This window comes from Hyphomicrobiales bacterium, assembly GCA_017642935.1.
Classification (GTDB): Bacteria; Pseudomonadota; Alphaproteobacteria; order Rhizobiales; family MH13; genus MH13.
Map to the genome: position 1 here is coordinate 1,914,647 of JAEPOK010000001.1, position 17,736 is coordinate 1,932,382.

The 17,736-nt window shown below is 55.9% G+C and carries 16 protein-coding genes; 2 read left to right on the forward strand and 14 right to left on the reverse strand.

Annotated features, from left to right (window positions below):
* Nucleotides 1-101: 101 nt before the first annotated feature.
* A complete protein-coding gene (locus JJ917_09100; GenBank protein ID MBO6698975.1) occupies nucleotides 102-941 on the forward strand; it encodes an SDR family oxidoreductase in 840 nt (279 codons plus the stop codon).
* Here the strand turns inward: JJ917_09100 and JJ917_09105 are convergent.
* Nucleotides 930-2,528, reverse strand: coding sequence for a hypothetical protein (locus tag JJ917_09105; GenBank protein MBO6698976.1), 1,599 nt, complete (start codon nucleotides 2,526-2,528; stop codon nucleotides 930-932). The two genes, JJ917_09100 and JJ917_09105, sit on opposite strands and share 12 nt — an antisense overlap.
* Before the next feature lie 209 nt (nucleotides 2,529-2,737).
* Between JJ917_09105 and JJ917_09110 the strand changes: the two genes are divergently transcribed.
* A complete protein-coding gene (locus JJ917_09110) occupies nucleotides 2,738-4,534 on the forward strand; it encodes an ABC transporter ATP-binding protein (GenBank protein ID MBO6698977.1) in 1,797 nt (598 codons plus the stop codon).
* On the opposite strand, the gene wecB is transcribed toward JJ917_09110, so the two are convergent.
* The 13 genes from wecB to JJ917_09175 all read right to left on the reverse strand — a co-directional run bounded on the left by wecB (nucleotide 4,531) and on the right by JJ917_09175 (nucleotide 17,597).
* The gene (gene wecB, locus JJ917_09115; GenBank protein ID MBO6698978.1) at nucleotides 4,531-5,673 is read right to left on the reverse strand and encodes a UDP-N-acetylglucosamine 2-epimerase (non-hydrolyzing); all 1,143 of its coding nucleotides are present in this window, start codon (nucleotides 5,671-5,673) and stop codon (nucleotides 4,531-4,533) included. The genes JJ917_09110 and wecB overlap by 4 nt on opposite strands.
* Entirely contained in the window at nucleotides 5,666-6,676 is a 1,011-nt protein-coding gene (locus tag JJ917_09120; protein MBO6698979.1) for a polysaccharide biosynthesis protein, read from the reverse strand. Before JJ917_09120 ends, wecB begins: the two co-directional genes overlap by 8 nt.
* Before the next feature lie 35 nt (nucleotides 6,677-6,711).
* Complete coding sequence (locus JJ917_09125) at nucleotides 6,712-7,938, reverse strand: glycosyltransferase family 4 protein (GenBank protein ID MBO6698980.1); 1,227 nt, start codon at nucleotides 7,936-7,938, stop codon at nucleotides 6,712-6,714.
* 1 nt (nucleotide 7,939) lies between these two features.
* Nucleotides 7,940-8,953 (reverse strand): glycosyltransferase, encoded by a 1,014-nt coding sequence (locus JJ917_09130; GenBank protein ID MBO6698981.1) that lies wholly within the window; start codon nucleotides 8,951-8,953, stop codon nucleotides 7,940-7,942.
* A gap of 28 nt (nucleotides 8,954-8,981) precedes the next feature.
* Nucleotides 8,982-9,905 carry a glycosyltransferase family 2 protein gene (locus JJ917_09135; protein ID MBO6698982.1) on the reverse strand — a complete coding sequence of 308 codons (924 nt, stop codon included), beginning with the start codon at nucleotides 9,903-9,905 and terminating at the stop codon, nucleotides 8,982-8,984.
* 78 nt (nucleotides 9,906-9,983) lie between these two features.
* Nucleotides 9,984-10,409 carry an HAD hydrolase family protein gene (locus tag JJ917_09140; GenBank protein ID MBO6698983.1) on the reverse strand — a complete coding sequence of 142 codons (426 nt, stop codon included), beginning with the start codon at nucleotides 10,407-10,409 and terminating at the stop codon, nucleotides 9,984-9,986.
* Nucleotides 10,410-10,528: 119 nt separating this feature from the next.
* Nucleotides 10,529-12,001, reverse strand: a complete 1,473-nt coding sequence (locus tag JJ917_09145) for a hypothetical protein (protein ID MBO6698984.1) — start codon at nucleotides 11,999-12,001, stop codon at nucleotides 10,529-10,531.
* Nucleotides 11,998-12,762 (reverse strand): NTP transferase domain-containing protein, encoded by a 765-nt coding sequence (locus tag JJ917_09150; GenBank protein ID MBO6698985.1) that lies wholly within the window; start codon nucleotides 12,760-12,762, stop codon nucleotides 11,998-12,000. The genes JJ917_09145 and JJ917_09150 overlap by 4 nt, the downstream gene beginning before the upstream one ends.
* Before the next feature lie 14 nt (nucleotides 12,763-12,776).
* Entirely contained in the window at nucleotides 12,777-13,520 is a 744-nt protein-coding gene (locus tag JJ917_09155) for an SDR family oxidoreductase (GenBank protein MBO6698986.1), read from the reverse strand.
* Nucleotides 13,521-13,627: 107 nt separating this feature from the next.
* Nucleotides 13,628-14,407, reverse strand: a complete 780-nt coding sequence (locus JJ917_09160) for an SDR family oxidoreductase (GenBank protein ID MBO6698987.1) — start codon at nucleotides 14,405-14,407, stop codon at nucleotides 13,628-13,630.
* The gene (locus JJ917_09165) at nucleotides 14,401-15,195 is read right to left on the reverse strand and encodes a 4-hydroxy-2-oxovalerate aldolase (protein MBO6698988.1); all 795 of its coding nucleotides are present in this window, start codon (nucleotides 15,193-15,195) and stop codon (nucleotides 14,401-14,403) included. The genes JJ917_09160 and JJ917_09165 overlap by 7 nt, the downstream gene beginning before the upstream one ends.
* Before the next feature lie 172 nt (nucleotides 15,196-15,367).
* A complete protein-coding gene (locus JJ917_09170) occupies nucleotides 15,368-16,600 on the reverse strand; it encodes a sugar transferase (protein ID MBO6698989.1) in 1,233 nt (410 codons plus the stop codon).
* Nucleotides 16,560-17,597 carry an acyltransferase gene (locus tag JJ917_09175; protein ID MBO6698990.1) on the reverse strand — a complete coding sequence of 346 codons (1,038 nt, stop codon included), beginning with the start codon at nucleotides 17,595-17,597 and terminating at the stop codon, nucleotides 16,560-16,562. The genes JJ917_09170 and JJ917_09175 overlap by 41 nt, the downstream gene beginning before the upstream one ends.
* Between the last annotated feature and the right edge of the window lie 139 nt (nucleotides 17,598-17,736).

Below are 17,736 nucleotides of genomic sequence, written 5' to 3' on the forward strand. Positions count from 1 at the left end.
ATTGATACCTCCGACGACTGGGGCGTACTGCAGTAAGCAGCAGATTCCGTGGGCAGAGAGCGTCTTTGAAACACCGTGTTCTGATTTTGGGCGGCGACGGCATGCTGGGGCATCAGCTCATACGCAAACTGTCCGATCGGTTTGATGTTATGGCAACGGTGCGCGGTCAGGCTGACAGTGTCTCCAAATACGATTTGTTCAGTCCGGATCGCACGTTTTTCGGATGCGATATACGTGAGCGGGACACGCTTGAGGGCATTGTCGCTGAAACCCAACCCAATGCCGTGATCAATGCAATCGGAATCGTCAAACAACGCCTTGCGTCAGATGACATCCTGCAGAGCCTAGAAGTCAACTCAGTTCTGCCGCATCGGCTAGCGCAGCTGTGTCGGGATATCAACGCGCGCCTCATCCATATCAGTACGGATTGCATTTTCGATGGCACAAAGGGCGGGTACCGTGAGACCGACACAGCTGACGCGACCGATATCTATGGCCGGACGAAATATCTTGGAGAAGTCACAGGACCAAACTGCCTAACGCTGAGGACGTCAATCATCGGGCTCGAACTCAAGCGCAATCGCAGCTTGATCGAGTGGTTCCTGCGTCAAGACGGCACGATTTCGGGATACAGGAAAGCGATATTTTCGGGCGTTTCGACCGCTGAATTGTGCCGCGTGATCGCGCTGCTTTTGCTGGATCATCCGGAGCTGCACGGCCTCTACCACCTGGCTTCGAAGCCAATTTCAAAACACGACCTGCTTGTCCTGTTTGCCTCGCATTTGAAGCGAGATGCCAAATTCAGGCCCGACGATTCCCTTAAGGTCGATCGCAGTCTGGTCGGCGACCGCTTTTGCGCTCAGACCGGCTACGTCACGCCCAGTTGGGACGACATGCTGCAAGAGTTGGCCGGCGAAGTCGCGGCCCGGTCATCGCCATGACTCGGCTTCACGAATCACCCAGAAACGGTTCGTCACACCAGCCTTGGACAAGACCGCGCTGGTGGCGACGGCAAGACCAACCGCCATCGCGAGCGCAATGAAGAAATGGGACGCAACGGTCAACCAATGATCGATGCCAAAGAGCTGCAACGGACCGTTCAGCGTGACCGTGAACAACCAACAGCTGGCAACATAGGGAGCTAGCGTCGGGCCTGAGATTCTGGTGGCCAGGCGATATCCCGCCTGAGAAAGAAATGCCAGAATGGAGAGGATCGCAAGTCCTCCCCAAAACCCGCCCTTGATCCAAGCATACCCCCAAGCCGTCCAAGGTTCAGACAAGAAATGGGTGCGAATATGGGTTTCTGTCGCCCCGCGATACGCCATGGTGAACACCCTGGACGTCATCACATCGTAGTCAGGAAACAACTCCCCGGGGACCATGTTGTTTGCATAATTCTTCAGGGCGTATTCGATTGAAAGATAGTGCCCAAAGATGTCGGAGTCCCCAGGCCGATTAACAATCATGAGCGGATAATCGACGATCCCCAATCGTGAAGTTATCGGAAGCAGACTTCGAGCCCCCTGAACCAGGAACTCGTTGTCGAATAGCTGGGATCGAATGCTCGGGGACGAAGCGCGCTCTGTCGCGGTCGCTTCCACTTCTGGACGAAAATGGTTTCGAGTCCAGTCACTCATGACCTGGTTGGCTGCGTTCTCCACGCCCCCCAATGTTGCTCTCACCACGGTCGAAATCGGGAACACGACAATAGCCAGACCAATGAACACCGAAATCACAGCCAACAATCTTCGCCAGCTCAATCGCGGGACTTCCGAAATCGCCATTGTAACCAAGCCCAAGACGATGAGCATGCGCATGGGGCCTCCTCTTGCCCCCATCGCGATCGTTATCAACAGCCAGCCGACAATTATGACAAGGACTGTTAGGCGAATTGCGAGACTGCGACTAGGCTGCAGAAGGCCCCAAACAACCAGCAGCAGCAGCGCTACGTCGGTATCGAAAACACGCATGAGCCAGCCCATGCGGCTGCCCCATTTGTCGGGGGTGGAAAAGATGGACACGCCTAGAACGACCAACACGTAGTAGGCGGCCAGCAGGGAAAGCACCCAATAGATGACGATTGGACCAAGCGGCAAAATGTACCGTGGAATGTTTGCCGCGGCTTTGTTCGGGCCGCCGCGCAAGACCTGCGATCCCGCCCAGAAGCCAAAGATCAATGCGACCGTGCCCCAAAGCAAAAAGTTCAGCCCGTTTTGCACTTCATTCGCAGTTAGTGGTGCGAGCTGAACGAATGCGATCCCCTCCGGAGGAAATGCAAGGTAGAAAAACAATCGAGGGAAGAAAAATATCAGTTGAAACCAGGACAAGACCAACACATGGGCCGCCATTTCAGGTGTTGTAAACCAAAGGGCAGCGCCCAAAACGGCGGCAAGAGAAACAACATACACAACGCTTGCACCGTTAATTAAGATCGACTCTCCAAGAATAAAAAAGAACGATAGAAAAACAAGACAATACATTAGAAGAAATATTGCTGTTTGCTTTGGAAAGTCGACATCATCGGTCAAAACTTTGAGAGTCGATGGCAAAATTATAGATCCCTCGATGGACCCAAAATGGGCTTGTAATGATACGCCCTGGGCAGGTCAGGCGAATCAACGCCGGGTCGATCAGATATTACTTCGACACAAGTCGATACAGAATATTGGAAAGAAAACAATACTGGCAATAATATTCTCCAGTGACATCGCTTCGAACAGTCATTATGGGAAGCCTCATGGTCCAGGATATTCGTTGCGCCTTTGCCCTTCTCGACGAACACACCCGCCGTATGGTCCCCTGGCTGTTGGCCAGCTTTGCGGTCCTGTCGCTCCTCGATGCGCTGAGTATCGCGCTGATTTTCCCTTTGATGATAGCCCTGATCTCTCCCGACGGCGAGCGTCCGGCTGGGATTCCCGATTGGCTCACCGATCTCCCAGTGCCTGAAGGTCTTCACCCCGCATTTTCCATTGGGACGGCGGCCGTTCTTCTCTTTCTTCTGAAGAACGTTGGTTCCGCTGCGATGGTGCGGTGGCAATACAAAATGCTGTCGCAAGCCGAAGCCAATGTCGGCGTTCGACTTTTCCAGAGTTATCTTCGTCGACCGTGGCGCGCCATCAGCCAGCGGAATTCCTCGCAGATGATCCGCAATGCGTCGGTTTCCACCAGCCACGCCTTTCTGTCGTTTACCATCCCGATGATGACACTTATCGTGGAAGGCTTCCTTATCCTTGCCATTCTGGCCATGCTGATCGCTGTAGACATCCGCGTGGCGCTAAGCGCTTTTGCTCTGCTGACGGTCGCTGGAGCCTTGTATTATGCCGCCGTCAGACGAAAACTGGGCATGCTGGGGGCGGATTTCCAGCGCGCCAACCTCAACCTGTTGACCCATCTGAAGCAGGGTATTGGCGCAGGCCGCGAAATTCGCGTTTTGGAACGCGACGGCCAATTTATCGCCGACTTGAGCGCAGCACGCGATTTGTATGCACACGCCCAGGCCCGGCGTGCCTTTTACACGCAGGTTCCGCGGTTCTATCTGGAATGCGTGTTGATCATCGCGGTGGTCATCAGCGTCGGCGTGGCTCTTACCACACGCAGTGCCGACGAGCTCGTTCCTGTGATGGCGCTGTTCGGGGTCGCCGCTCTCAGGCTCATGACGTCGACAAACCGGATGCTCGGGGCCTTGCAGCAGGTGCGCATTGGAACCGAGCCGCTGCGGATTGTGTATGATGATCTGATGCATGAGTCTGCAAACACACCCCCACCTTCCGCACCGCACGACGCGCCGCAAGACGGCGTTGCCCTGGTCGACGTTTCATTCTCTTATCGCTTGGATCTCCCAGCGCTCGATAACGTGTCGCTGCATGTGCCCTGGGGGCGAAGTCTTGGCATTGTCGGGCCGTCCGGCGGCGGCAAGAGCACGCTGGTCGACGTGATCCTTGGCCTTTTGCTGCCCGACAAGGGGACCGTCCTATGCGATGGGCAGGCCATCGCTGACGATCTTGGCGCCTGGCACAAGCGCATTGGTTTCGTGCCGCAACACATCTATCTCATCGACGACAGCTTGCGAAAGAACGTTGCCTTCGGTGTGCCGGAAGCTGACATTGACGAGGAAGCGGTAAGGCGCGCGCTGAAGCTGGCGCAACTGGACAGTTTTGCCGACAGCTTGCCTGAAGGGCTCGATACGATGCTCGGTGACATGGGCGCGACGCTTTCGGGAGGACAGCGGCAGCGTGTCGGCATAGCGCGATCGCTATATCACGACCCCGGTATCCTCGTGATGGATGAGGCAACATCAGCACTGGACTCCGAAACAGAAGCCGCCGTTAGTGCTTCGATCAAGGCGCTGGCTTCGCGCAAAACGCTTTTGATCGTCGCGCACAGATTGAGCACCGTGCGCAGTTGCGATCAGCTTGTCGTGTTGGAAAACGGTCGAATTTCCGGCCAAGGGACCGCCGACGATCTGCTGCAAAGCAACCCATTGTTCCAGCGTATGATGCGCGCAAGTGAGCAGTCAGCCGACCATTTGATCTAACTACCTTCCCGCCAAACCGTCCGGTTCACATAGTCGGTATAACTTTGAACGATGCGCAACACCTGCTTTGATACTGGGTTGGGATCGACCGCGGATATATAGTCCGGCACCACTGGAATCTGCCGCGTGCTTCGGTTGTGCTGGGAGCGTACGATTTGGACCGCTTCAAGCACCCTTTGCCGGGTCAGGCCGCTCATGATCAGAGTGCCCGTATCCATGCCTTCAGGTCGTTCATGCGCGGTGCGGATGGTGATCGCCGGTAAATTCAACAACGCGGCTTCTTCGGTGATGGTGCCGCTGTCTGATAATACGCAGGCTGCGTCCATCTGCAGCCGTATGTAGTCGACAAACCCGAAGGGTTTTAAAAACCGGATCAGCGGATCAAGCGGCGGTCCGTCCAGCGCATCAAGCCGTTTGCGTGTGCGCGGATGCGTCGAAACGATCACCGGCAGGCCGTAGGTTTCGGCCAGGGCGTTCAGACTGTCGAGCAGCTGACGCAGTACGCTGGGCGTGTCGACGTTTTCCTCACGATGGGCGCTCACCAGAAAATATGCGTCCTCGGTCAGACCGAGCCGGGAAAGCGCGTCAGATGCGGCAATTTTCTCTTGAGCGTGCTGCAGCACTTCGCCCATGTGCGAGCCGGTCTTGAAGATCGTCTCCGGACGCAGGCCCTCGGAAATCAGATAGCGCCGCGCGTGTTCTGACAGCACCATGTTGATATCGCTGAGGTGATCGACAACCTTGCGGTTGAGCTCCTCGGGCACGCGCTGATCGAAGCAGCGGTTGCCCGCTTCCATGTGGAACACCGGAATCTTGCGACGCTTGGCCGCAATGACAGCCAAACAGGAATTGGTGTCGCCGTAGAGCAAAAGCGCCTCCGGCATTTCTATTTCAAAAACGCGATCTGCCGCGATCAGGGTTTGGCCGATCGTCTGCATGGTGGTTTCGGCCCGCGCATTGAGGAAATGATCTGGTCTGCGGATGCCCAGATCCTCGAAGAAAACCTCATTGAGTTCATAATCGTAGTTCTGACCGGTATGGACCAGAACGTGGTCGGTGTGACGATCCATCTCCGCGATCACCCGGCTCATCTTGATCAGCTCCGGGCGTGTGCCGACAACCGTCATCACCTTAAGCATGAAGTTGATTCCGCATGAAATCGAGCGTCATGAGCAGGTCCTTGACCTGCACGACATTCAATCGCTCGGTGTTGTGGGAGGTGTAGTCTTCCAGGCCCGACACGCTGACCTCGCCCTCGCTGAAATATTTGGCGTAGTTCAAATCACGAACATCGGCAGGCACCCGATAATATTGGCCGGTGTCCTCGGCCCGCGCCATTTCCTCGCGCGACAGCAAGGATTCGTACAGCTTCTCGCCATGCCGCGTTCCGATCACCTGAATGGGAACGGTCGAGTTGAAAAGCGAACGCACGGCTTCGGCCAGGTCGCCGACTGTCGATGCGGGAGCTTTCTGCACATATGTGTCGCCCTGCCCACCGTGCTGAAACGCATGCAATACCAGATCGACGGAATCTTCGAGCGACATCAAAAAACGGGTCATGTTCGGGTCCGTGATCGTCAAGGGCTTGCCGGCCTTGAGCTGATCGACAAAGAGCGGGATGACCGAGCCGCGAGATGCCATGACATTGCCGTAACGGGTGGCGCAGAACACCGTTTCGCCTGGGCTGCGTGCGCGGGCTTTGGCCACCATGAGCTTTTCCATCATCGCTTTGGACATGCCCATCGCGTTGACCGGGTAAACGGCCTTGTCGGTACTGAGCACGATAACACGGCTCACACCGGCCTCAAGCGCAGCATTCATGACGTTCTCGGCACCGAGCACGTTCGTGCGAACAGCCTCCATAGGGTAGAATTCGCAGGATGGGACCTGCTTCAGCGCTGCAGCGTGAAAAACGTAGTCAACGCCGTGGATGGCGCCACGCACGCTGTCGATGTTTCGGACGTCTCCGATATAAAATTTCAGCTTGGGATCATTCAGGGCGATCCGCATGTCCTCCTGCTTCTTCTCGTCCCGGCTGAAAATACGGATCTCTTTCAGATCGGTGTTCAGAAAACGGTTGAGCACGGCGTTGCCAAAGGACCCGGTTCCTCCGGTGATCATCAATGTCTTGTCTGTGAACACTAGTTTTCCTTACGAGCATGGTCCGCACGACTGTATCAATCGTCGCGCGCCGCAATCAGATGCCTTTTCAACGCAGCCGTGATCTTGTCAGGAGCGAACTCGGCTTCGAAATAGGTCCGCGCCGCAGCCCCCATAGCCTGGCGATCCTGTTGGCTGGTCTCATACATCGTCCTTATTGCCAAGGCCAACGCCTCGGCGTCTCCCGGTGGGCACGTCAAACCAGCACCCGCCTCGGTCAAAATGGCCGCACCCTCACCATCCAACATCGCAATCACCGGCCTTCCGATCGCGAAATAGGTCTGCAGTTTGCTCGGCACGGTGTGGGCGAATATTTCCTCTGCCCGCAAAGACACGAGAAGGGCACTTGCCTTGGGCAGGAGCACGGGCATTGCGTCGGATGGAAAGCGGCCAGGAAGCGCAACGTTGCTGAGCCCCCGACGCGAAACCTCATCGTGCAGCCAAGGTTCCATGCTGCCGCTGCCAATGAGGAACAGTTTCACCTGTGGCAAGTCACTCAGGCGGCCTGCGGCATCCATCACGGTATCGAGCGCCTGTGCGCGACCAAGGTTGCCCGCAAAAACAATGGAAAATCCGGTACCGATCTGATCGGCCAAAGCACGGATTTCAGGCGACGGCGTCTGCGGTGGTCTCAAGTCGGGGACCGGATTGGGCACATAGTGGATCTTGCCAGGATCGTCGGTCAAGGCGGCAACAGGCGCCCGGAAAGCGCGCGATTGGACCAAAATTCGGTCACTGCGACGGTAGATAAAACGCACAACCTGTCTGACGGCCGCCAGAACGTGGAGGTTCTTTACAAAGCCCGTAGCGGAGAGGCTTTCAGGCCAGAGATCTTGAACCCACAACACGAGCCTTGCCCGCTTACACCTGGCGATTGGGATGGCTGGCAGCGCCTGCAATATCGGTGAAAGAGCATAGACGAATACAGTTTCAAATGACCGCCCACGCAGCACAAACGGCCCGAAAAACGCGGCACTCAATACAAAGGACAAATAGTTGAGCATAAGTCGAATGGCTGAATTCTGGCCGCGCGGAAAGATCGGCAGCCGCACGATCTCGGTGCCTTCGTGCTTCTCGTGCTGGATACCCCAGGCGCGATAACCCGGAAACACGTTTCCACTCGGGTAATTCGGTTTACCGGTTAGCACCGTTACCTCAATTCCTTCTTGGCGCAGGCGGGCGATTTCTGCCGTAATGATGAAGGTTTCAGGCCAGTAGTACTGGCTCACCACAAGGACGCGCATGTCAAACTTTCACCTGCAGGCGGGCCAGAAAACCGGCCGGATCGGTAACATCGAGCGGCCGCTCCGTTCGTCCCTGGAAGCGTCGCACTGCTCGGGCAATCGAAACCGGGGACAATGGATCGAACGCCTCCTGCGGCGCGACGACGTCCCTAACGTAATCGCGTTCAGCGGCAACAATCGGCAGCTCTGAGGACTTGGCCTCCAGCAGCGGCAATCCGAAAGACTCAAACAAGGACGGATAAATCAAAGCATGTGCACGTGCATATAGCGCGCTCATATCGGCGGGTGCACATGGTTCAATGATTTCTATGCGTGCACCCTGCCCTTGCAGAACTGCCACCTGTTGCCGCAACTCAGCTGGCGCATCTGGGGGCAACGTAAGGCCCAGCGAAGGCGCCTCACCTTCTGCGGCCAACATGCTCCAGGCCAGGAGTAAATTGCGATGATTTTTGTGAGGCTCCGGGGAGGCAACATAGAGAAAATCGATCTTCTGCCTTGAAGCATCATCCGGCACTGTCTCTCGAGACGTCAGCGGCGCGGCAAAGGCGCAAATTTCGGCACACCGTCCGGTTGCCTTTTCCACAGCCCGCGCCATCGTCGGTGTCTGTACAACCAGTTCGGCATCTCGCAGACAAAGCCGCAGCCAGAGCCGCTCAACAGACAGCCGCAATCTCACCTTCCACGGCAGAAACGTCAGGCTCTCGCTTCCCAGCAAATAGCGGTTTTGCACAAAGACAATCGTCCGCGCGGGCGTCGGAAAGAGAGGCGGCAAATTGCCGAAACACAAGATAACATCGCCGGATCGTGCTGTTTTATGCAGCTTCCATTCGGCAGCCAGACGCCCCATCAGAGTGGGCGGGCATGTGCGCACGACTATCCCGTTGGACAGTTTCGGCAAGGGCTTGAGCCGTTCATCCACGCTGACAGCCGCCGGCGGCTCAAGAGCCTCAAGCAAGGGTAGCAACAAACTCCGGCCACCGCCTTGATGAACATTCGTGGCATGCACAATCAGCACGCGCCGACCCCGCTCAGGCGCTGCGCGGTCATTTCCAAACCCCGCCGACCTGCGCAACACCTTTTGTCGCGAATTCATAGAGTCCCGCTACATTTCCGCGAAACCGCAACCATCCTGCCGGAGATCCGGTCAGAACCGTTTCCATCACATTCTTGATACTCTGACCGACCATGGCCCACGCAAAAGCGACGCAGTTGAAGCCGCCCAGCTTCCTTACAAAATAGATCCGGTTGAGGATCTGCTGCCGACCAAGAACCTGATTTTTCTCCATGACGATCGGGCGAGGCCAGTGCCAGCACCGCGCGTCGGCGACCACATAAAGCTCATAGTCCTGGGCGACGCGATGACTGTAGTCCAGATCCTCCAGATAACCGTGACCGATGTACCATTCGTCGTAGCTGTAGTGTTCGAAAACAGCGCGCCGCCAGAGCGTTGCGCCACCATAAAGCCAGTCGGTGCGCAGCGTTTCGTCCCGGGGCAGGATCGAGGTCGCAAAGCCCGATGACAACACCCGGCCCTGCGAGGTGCCGTTTAGCATGAAGAAGTCGGACACGAGCCTAGTGATGCGCCCGCGCTCGGGCTGATTGACGATGGTAAAGGCAGCACCCCCGACCTCCGGGCCCGATCGCGACCAAAAGGCCAACATGCGCTCGGTGCCGTCAGCGGCGAGTTCGAGATCGTCATCTAGATACCCGGCCACTGTGATGCCGGGATCTAGCGCGGCGATGCCCGCGTTGCGCTGACGGGCGAGCGAGGGCGGATGCTCCCGAACATAGGTGACAGGCAGCTCGGAAAAGCTCTCGACCAGCCCATCGACGGGCGAATCGCCGCCGTCGACGATGATGATCTGGGCTGGCGGAACGGTCTGCTTCATCAAGCTGTCGAGAAGCTTGCGCAAGTCGTCCGGCCGATCCTTGGTCGGCACCACATAGCCCAGCCGATCGGTTTGCATGCAATGGATTCCTGACTTCGATTTGTCCGCCCACGTAAACGACAAAGCGCTAAAGGCTGCAAGCCCGCCGCAGTTTGTTTAACGGGAGGCGACCAGCGCATCGCAAAGCTCACGGACGGCGCCCGAACCGCCTGCAAGGCCTGTCACGTACCGGCACTGCTTAAGGACCTGGGGTACGGCGTTGGGAACGGCGACAGCCAGACCGACTTGCTCCAGCAGGCCCAGATCGTTGATATCATCGGCAATGTGGGCGACCTGTGGCCATGTGATGTCGAGATCTGTCAGAAGCTCCGAAACCGCCGCGACCTTGTCCGTGATGCCCATAAGGCAATGGTCAATGCCCAGATCGTTCGCCCTGCGGCGGATCATTTCATTGTCCGACATCGTCACGAAGCACGTTGTCAGACCGGCGGCCTGTGCGCGTTTCAATCCTTGACCGTCCAAGACATGAAAGCGGGCCATCATCGGGCCGTCAGGTCCATAGTAGAGCCCGCCATCAGTCAAAACACCATCTACGTCGCAGCACAGAAGTTTTATCTCCGCGAAATCGGGACTATGTGACGGCAAGGGGTCAGGTGAAGAGGTCGTTGGGAACGGCATGTCGGTCGATGACTGTTTGGTGATTAGAATGCCGATGCCAGACTGCCAATCAGCACGTCCGGGTCGAGCGGGGTGTAGTATCGCCTTGCATACTCCTGCCCGGCCAACTGTGCACTCTTGTTGTACGCGCCAGAATGCAACATGGTGGTCAGGTCTTGGTCCGAGGGCGCTATTCGGCCGAAACCTGAACGAGTTCGCAACGGATCGATGCTGAGCTCGGCAGGCTCGTCTCCTAGATACACCGGCTCAACGCCGTCGGCGATGGCGGCAAGTATCGCGCTGGAGCCTCGGTATACGGCCCAGCGAGCACATGCCGTGTCTTTGTTCAGGGGTCGGCCCACAGGGGACCAGTGGAAATTGTCCGGCGCGCGCGCAAGTTCCGGCGCCATCGCCTCCAGTCGCTCTCTGGTCATCAAGGGATGAAGACGGATGACACATGATAAATCGGGCCGTGCCACGGCAAGCATGTGTGCTGAACGGGTCAGTCGCAGGCTTTCCCCGCGCAACCCCTCAGGCAGGAAGAGACAAGTCGCGCCCTGCCCTCTCTTCGCACCACCGTCTTGGCGTGCTATCGCACGTGGACTGCCCAGCACGTCGATCGGCAAGTCGGACAGGTCTGCGCATCCTCGAAGCCAGCGATGGGCGATGTGGCCTGCCGTGAATATATGATCGGGATCAAAATCGGCACCGTAGCGGCGTTGCATCGCATACTGCATGGGCGCAAGCACCGCATGGTGCACCGCGCAACAGGTCAAACCATTGCCGGCCTTGCGCGCGGCGCGCATCGCCAGCCGCTCCCAAGCATGACCTTCATAGGTTAGAACCAGCGCGCGCGGTTGAAGTCTGCCGACCAGATCTCCGATCTGCCGGCCGATCCGCACGCTATGACGTGTCGCGCCCGTGCGCGCTTGCCACGACGCCAACCGGCGCAAACGGCGATGGCTGGTTCCTTTCTCAAGACGACTGGCTGTTTGCTCCAATTGCCTTGCAATATCGCTTTCCTCATTCCTGGAAAGACGCTGCCTGAGCACGACTCGCGGCGCTTCGGCCAAGGTTTGCCAATCAGCCAGACGATGGCAGCCGTCGGTATGGTCGATCAGAGCGGTGGCACATGCATAGCCATTGGCCGCCATGACCTGCGGCAGATCGCCGAAATAAAGATCGTGCTCGGGACGGGCGGCCTGCTGCGGGGAAAGCAAGTGAGACACAAACAGAATGTCGGCGCGCCGTGGGTGATCATCTGCTTCTGTTCGAAGTCCGACCCGGCTCAGACGGTCGCGCCAGCCGGCTACGCGCTCGCGCAAGGATTGCGTTACGATGGGTTCTGACGCCAACAACGGTTGGTAAACCGCAAGCGCGTTGGGATGCGCCGATCTGAAATGGAGAGCCGGGATCGCCATGCGACCCACATCGATCGGCTCTTCGCGCAAAAGAGCATCGCACGCTGTTGCAAGCTCGCCGAGCGCTAAGGAGGACCATTTGGCCTCCTGGGTCATCCCTGCAGCACCTTGTTCAACAAAGCCTGCTGTTCGACATTGTCCTTGATTGCCTCTTCCACGATCCTGGCCTCATGCGGCTCGTTGACCGATGGGAGCGCTATATCCACCGGTACGGATATGAGCCGCCTGCCGGTCTCAATGATGCGCATCTGCTCGATAAATTCGTGCGTCTCAACGACCGTAGGGGGAGCGTTGGCTATCGCCAGGAGTGACTCTCGGCTGAAGCCAAAAAGGCCCAGAATCTTCCGGATATAGCTGACCTGCACGTCGAAAGGCGCGGCCGATGGGCTTCGGCGAAAGCAGTAAAGGATCCGGTCGTGGGCACCTACGGCGCATTTTACAAAAGAATGGCGGTCGAGTTCACTTTCCTCTCGAATATCACCGGTCGCGTTCCAGGCATCGGCATCCGGATTCGCGATCATCGCTTTTGCCAGGGCCTCCACATGGCGGGGCAACAAAAGTGGCTCGTCACCCTGTAGAAGCAGGATATGGCTGGCGTCGATCTCGGCGATTGCCTCGGCAACACGGGATGTGCCGTTCTTGTGGTGATTGCCGGTTCGGACCACCTGCCCGCCACCGTCGGCGACGGCATCTGCAATCTCGTCATCGCACGTGGCCACGTAAACTCCATGCAGGCTGTCGGCCATCAATGCACGGCGGCGCACATGCTCGATCATCGGCAGTCCGGCAAACGGGTGCAGGATTTTTCGGGGAAACCGCAGCGAAGCCAGATGGGCGGGGATAACGCCGACGATCATGGGGGTTTGCACGGTCACTGGGGTAGAACCCCGCAATCCACATTGATGCTTTGACCTGTCACGGCGCTGGCTGCATCAGAGGCCAGATAAAGCGCCATGGCGGCCACTTCCCGGCCCGTCGGCAGACGACCAAGCGCGCTTTGCGAGGTGCTGAAAGTTTTCAAAAACGCCTCCGGGTCTCCTTTGGCGGGCGAGCCTTCGGCTTCCAGCGCTTCCATCAGGCCAGGGGTGCGCACAAGAACAGGACAGAGTGCATTCACACGAATGCCGCTCGGCCCCAGTTCCTTGGCCAATGATTGAGTCAACCCTGTCATGCCGAACTTGGCCGCGCAGTAGGCCGCGTTGTTCGCTGTCCCGCGCTTGGCCGCCAGAGACGAGATATTGATGATGCTGCCCGTTGGGTTCAAGGTGGCTGAAGCGTGCTTGCAGCCCCAAAAGGCGCCCTTCAAGTTGACCGAAAGCATGTGTTCCAGAAAGTTCTCATCGATCTCGCCAATCGGTCGCCAGGCCGAGACACCAGCATTGTTGATGTAGCAGTCGAGCTGCCCTGTGGCCTCCATTGCCACCTTGATGAAACGTGCATGATCGTTGTCCCGGCTCACATCCATCGGCACGAATGTGATGTTCTGGCCGGCACCCTCAATCCCGCTTTCGGCTCGAGCCCCGGCAAAGACGGCATAGCCGGCATCGGCGAAGGCGATGGCAATATCGCGCCCGATACCGCGACTTCCTCCGGTGATGCAGACCGTTTTGCTCATGGATTGTTTCCTTTGCCAGTGCGCCAGAGAGCCTGTTTTGGCTGTCAGGCATGCGTGTCAAGCTGTGCTGCGTGTGTTTTGGAGATCACCCGTCCTGAAACAGGGCCTCAGATCGTCATCGCCGAATAGCCGCCATCGACCGCGATTTCCGCTCCGGTGACGAAACTGGCAGCATCGGACGCCAGCCAGATCAGGGCCCCGACCAATTCCTCGACCTCGCCATATCTGCCCATTGGGGTATGCCCAAGAATGGCGGCTTCTCGCTCAGACGTGATAAAGTTCTTGCGGTTCCAGTCCGTTGGGAAAAACCCTGGTCGGATCGCGTTGACGCGTACACCTTGCGTCGCCCATTCACGACCCAGGTTCTGCGTCAGATTTTTGATGCCAGCCTTCGCGGCCGAATAGGCAAAGGCTTTGGACAAAGGCGGGCCGGCCGAAGCGGACGAGATATTGACGATCGACCCGCCACCGTTCTCCAACATATGCGCGCCAAAAACTTGGCAGCCAAGAAAGGTGGAATTGATCTGCGTATCGAAGACATTCTTCCAATCTTCCAGCGTTATCTCAAGATAGGGCGTTGATGCGTTCGTCCCTGCTCCGTTAACGGCAATGGAAACAGGGCCGAAGGCTTCCACTATTTGTGCAAGGCTACGCTCAAGTTCCCCCTTTTCCGTGGCATCGCACCCAAGCCCGACCGCAGTCCCGCCGGTTTCGATGATCTGCTCAGCAACAGCTTCAGCCTTCTCAGGTCGCACATCGAGAACAGCGACCTTACAACCGGCTTTGCCAAGCGCGCGAGACATCTCGCCGCAGAGATGGCCACCAGCACCGGTTAGTGCCGCAACCCGACCATCGAGCCCGAAGAGCTGGTCAAGATAACTCACGATTTCACCTCAGCCATCACAGCCCGCATGTTTTCGGCCCACTTCCACAAAACAAAGAGATCAGACCCCAAGATCACAAAAGTGAAACCTTGATCAAACGCGTCCCGGACCCGTTCCGGACTCACGTCTGCGATTTGTGTGCAGCAGCTCTTACCAACCCGCGCCGCAGCCTCGATAATCGTACGACCCGCCTCGCGCACTTTGGGATGGTTCGTCTGCCCCGGCACACCGAGGCTTCCGGAAATGTCATAGGGACCGACCATAACGCCGTCGACCTCTGGGAAGTCCAGAAGCGCATCGATATTCTCGACGGCTGTGATGCTCTCAATCTGCAAGATCAGCGAAGAACTGTCGTTCCACTCGTTGATGTACCGGTCAAAATCGAAACCATACCCATGAGCGCGATTCACACCGTACGACCGCTTGCCGACCGGCGGGAATTTAGTGTGATCAATCAGTGCACGGACTTGCTCGGGCGTTTCAACCATCTGGATGAACATCCCGTCCGCTCCCGCTTCGAGCAGCGGTTTGATGACTTCGTTTGTGTGGCTGACAGGGCGCGGAAAACAACAAGCCCCTTCGGCTTGCGCCGACGTAATGATACGCTTGGCCTCTTCCAGCGAAATGGTCGTGTGTTCCATATCGATGGCAATGAAATCGAAACCGGCCTTGGCAAAGGTTTCGGTGATCGCTGTATCAGCATAAGAAACCCAGCCGCCGTAAACTTGCTCGCGCGCCTTGAGTTTCTTTTTCAAGGCACGCCGTCGCGTCAATTGCTTGTTGTATGACATCAAAGGTCCTTTGCTGAAGATGCACGGGCCTTAGCGCGATGGCGAACAGGGCACAAGCGATTGAATGCCCGATGTAATCAACACCCTGTGCTGTCGTTTTTCGATAGGCCAACCACAATCGCAAACGCTCAAAAGTTTCGCTTTGCCTGGTTTAGGCAAACCCGGCACTCTCCTAGCTCGTCCTATCGCCGCGTCCGTTGCCCAAAGCCGTGGCGATGGCGATTTTTGCATCAAGAACAAGCCCGCGCAGCGCAAGGTATTTGGCATCCCATATCGCCAAACGCCGCGGCTCGACCATATCGATCCCGTTGATCTGTGCCAGGCCCGTTATGCCTGGCTTCACGTCAAGCACGCCCCGCTTCTGCCGCTCAGCAATCAATTCTGTTTGGGAAGGCAAACACGGGCGTGGTCCAATCAGGCTCATCTCGTTGCGTAAGATGTTCCACACCTGCGGCAGTTCGTCGAGCTTGGTCTTACGCAGCAGGTGTCCGATACGCGTCACTGACAGTGAGCTGATCTCATGCGTCCCGGCCTCTTTGGTGCCAACAGCCATCGTTCGGAACTTGTAGCAAATGAAAGAGCGGGCTTGACGCCCGATGCGCTTCTGCGGGAACAGGCCGGGACCGTCGGAGGACACACGCACCAAAGCCCATATCAGAGCAAGAAACCACCAGAAAAAAAGCACCACCACCAAGGCGAACGCCAGATCCGCAAGGCGCCTCGCACCCGTGTAAAAAGGGTTATCGGACTGGTTATCTGAGAGGATGAGCTCTCCTGCGTCCTTAGGTGGTATCTGGCTGATGATTAAGTCAACGATACGATCGACGTGAACCGTTGGCTTCATGGCGGCTAAAGGCTGAAACAGGCGGTCTGCGAGCCATCGTGGAAATCGGTTAAGCCATACGAGCGATCCGCTCCAGTTTTCTCCATAGACAAGCGGGAGGAAGACTGACGCAATCTCAATCCCTTGCAACTCTCCCAAGCGCTCGATCGCTTCGCGCTTGTTAACGGCATAAGGATGTCGATTTGCGCCATCAAGCGCCTGCACGCTTGAAACGTTCAGAAAAGAAGGCACGCCAGCCGTCTTGGCTGCCAGTGCAACATTCAGCGCAAGGTCGACATTGACCGCGCGCATCTCGGTTTCGGACAGTCCGGTGTCGTTATTCTCCACAGCCAAATGCACTAAAAGGTGAGCACCACGTGCCTTCTCCGCAAGATCGGTATAGTCGAACGCCTCGATCCCAGGAAAAAGCTGTTGCAGGCGCGACGGTGTCCGACCAACCACCGAAACATCACACCGGCGTTCAACGACCCGAGGCACAACCATCTGCCCTAGAAAGCCAGACGCCCCAGTAATAACAATTTTAGTGTGAGGCTGCATTTCTCGACCGTCTTCCAAAGGCAATAGCAGGCTTTTCGATCAAGAAAAAACTCACGGCAGCTAAGATCAAGGAAACCAAATAGGTCAAAACGAATTCATCTTGAAACATGGCGAAGTATTTCAATAGAATACCATGCCACGCGTAAATTCCATAGGCTAATACTCCAATTCTCATAAGACTTCTTGATAAAAAACCTGGAGCGATATTAAGATTTTCAACACCAATATGCACAGCAAGCAAGCTTGCGATACTCAGCAACGTCATCAGAGCGCCAGTTAAACGCCAAAAATCGCCTAACGCGTTTTGGTATAACCATGCCGTCGCGCCTAAAATTGAAAATCCGAAAATAGACAGAATTAACAAAATATACCGATGAGAAATAACTTCAACAAAACTTGTATTCGTTGTAAGCATCGCCATTATGCAACCGACAAAGAAGAACTGAAGCGAACCAATAGTTGTCCTGTTGTCATAGGAAGCGCCAAACCATTGATTTGCAAGGTGCGGCCAGAACCATAAAAGGGAGAGGAAAATTATAGAAAATATTAAATGGAATCGACCACACTTAAAAATAATAAAGCAAATCAATGGTGCCACTAAGTAATATTGTATTTCTATTCCTAAGGTCCAAAATACACCATTAAGTGCGTAGGAATGGCTCCATTGTATCGCAAAAAACTCGGCTGGAATATCGATCCAATTAAATGGCATGGCCAAACTAAAAAATATAATAATGAATATTGATAACGCAGAAAGAAGATAAAATAATGGAAAAATACGCAATATCCTTCTGAAGAAATATTCACGCAAACCCCTCCAGTTGAATCTATATTTGCCATGGAAAAAACCATGAGAGATGACATAACCTGATATACCAAAGAAAAACCAAACAGACACCCTACCAGGAATATTAATAATAGCAGGAATATCGCCCTGATAACCTAATGTATGCCAAAATACGACATAACTTGCCATTACACCACGCAATATCAATGAAATATCTATTTTTTTCTGGTTCATTTCCGGACAAAATACTTTTATATTGCTAAAAATAAAAATTATAGAAAGTCTATTAAAGTTCCAATTACTATATTTTCAATTTAATTGAATTAGCTAAATGAAATCAGTAATTTCAGAACGCATTCAATCCATGGAAAAA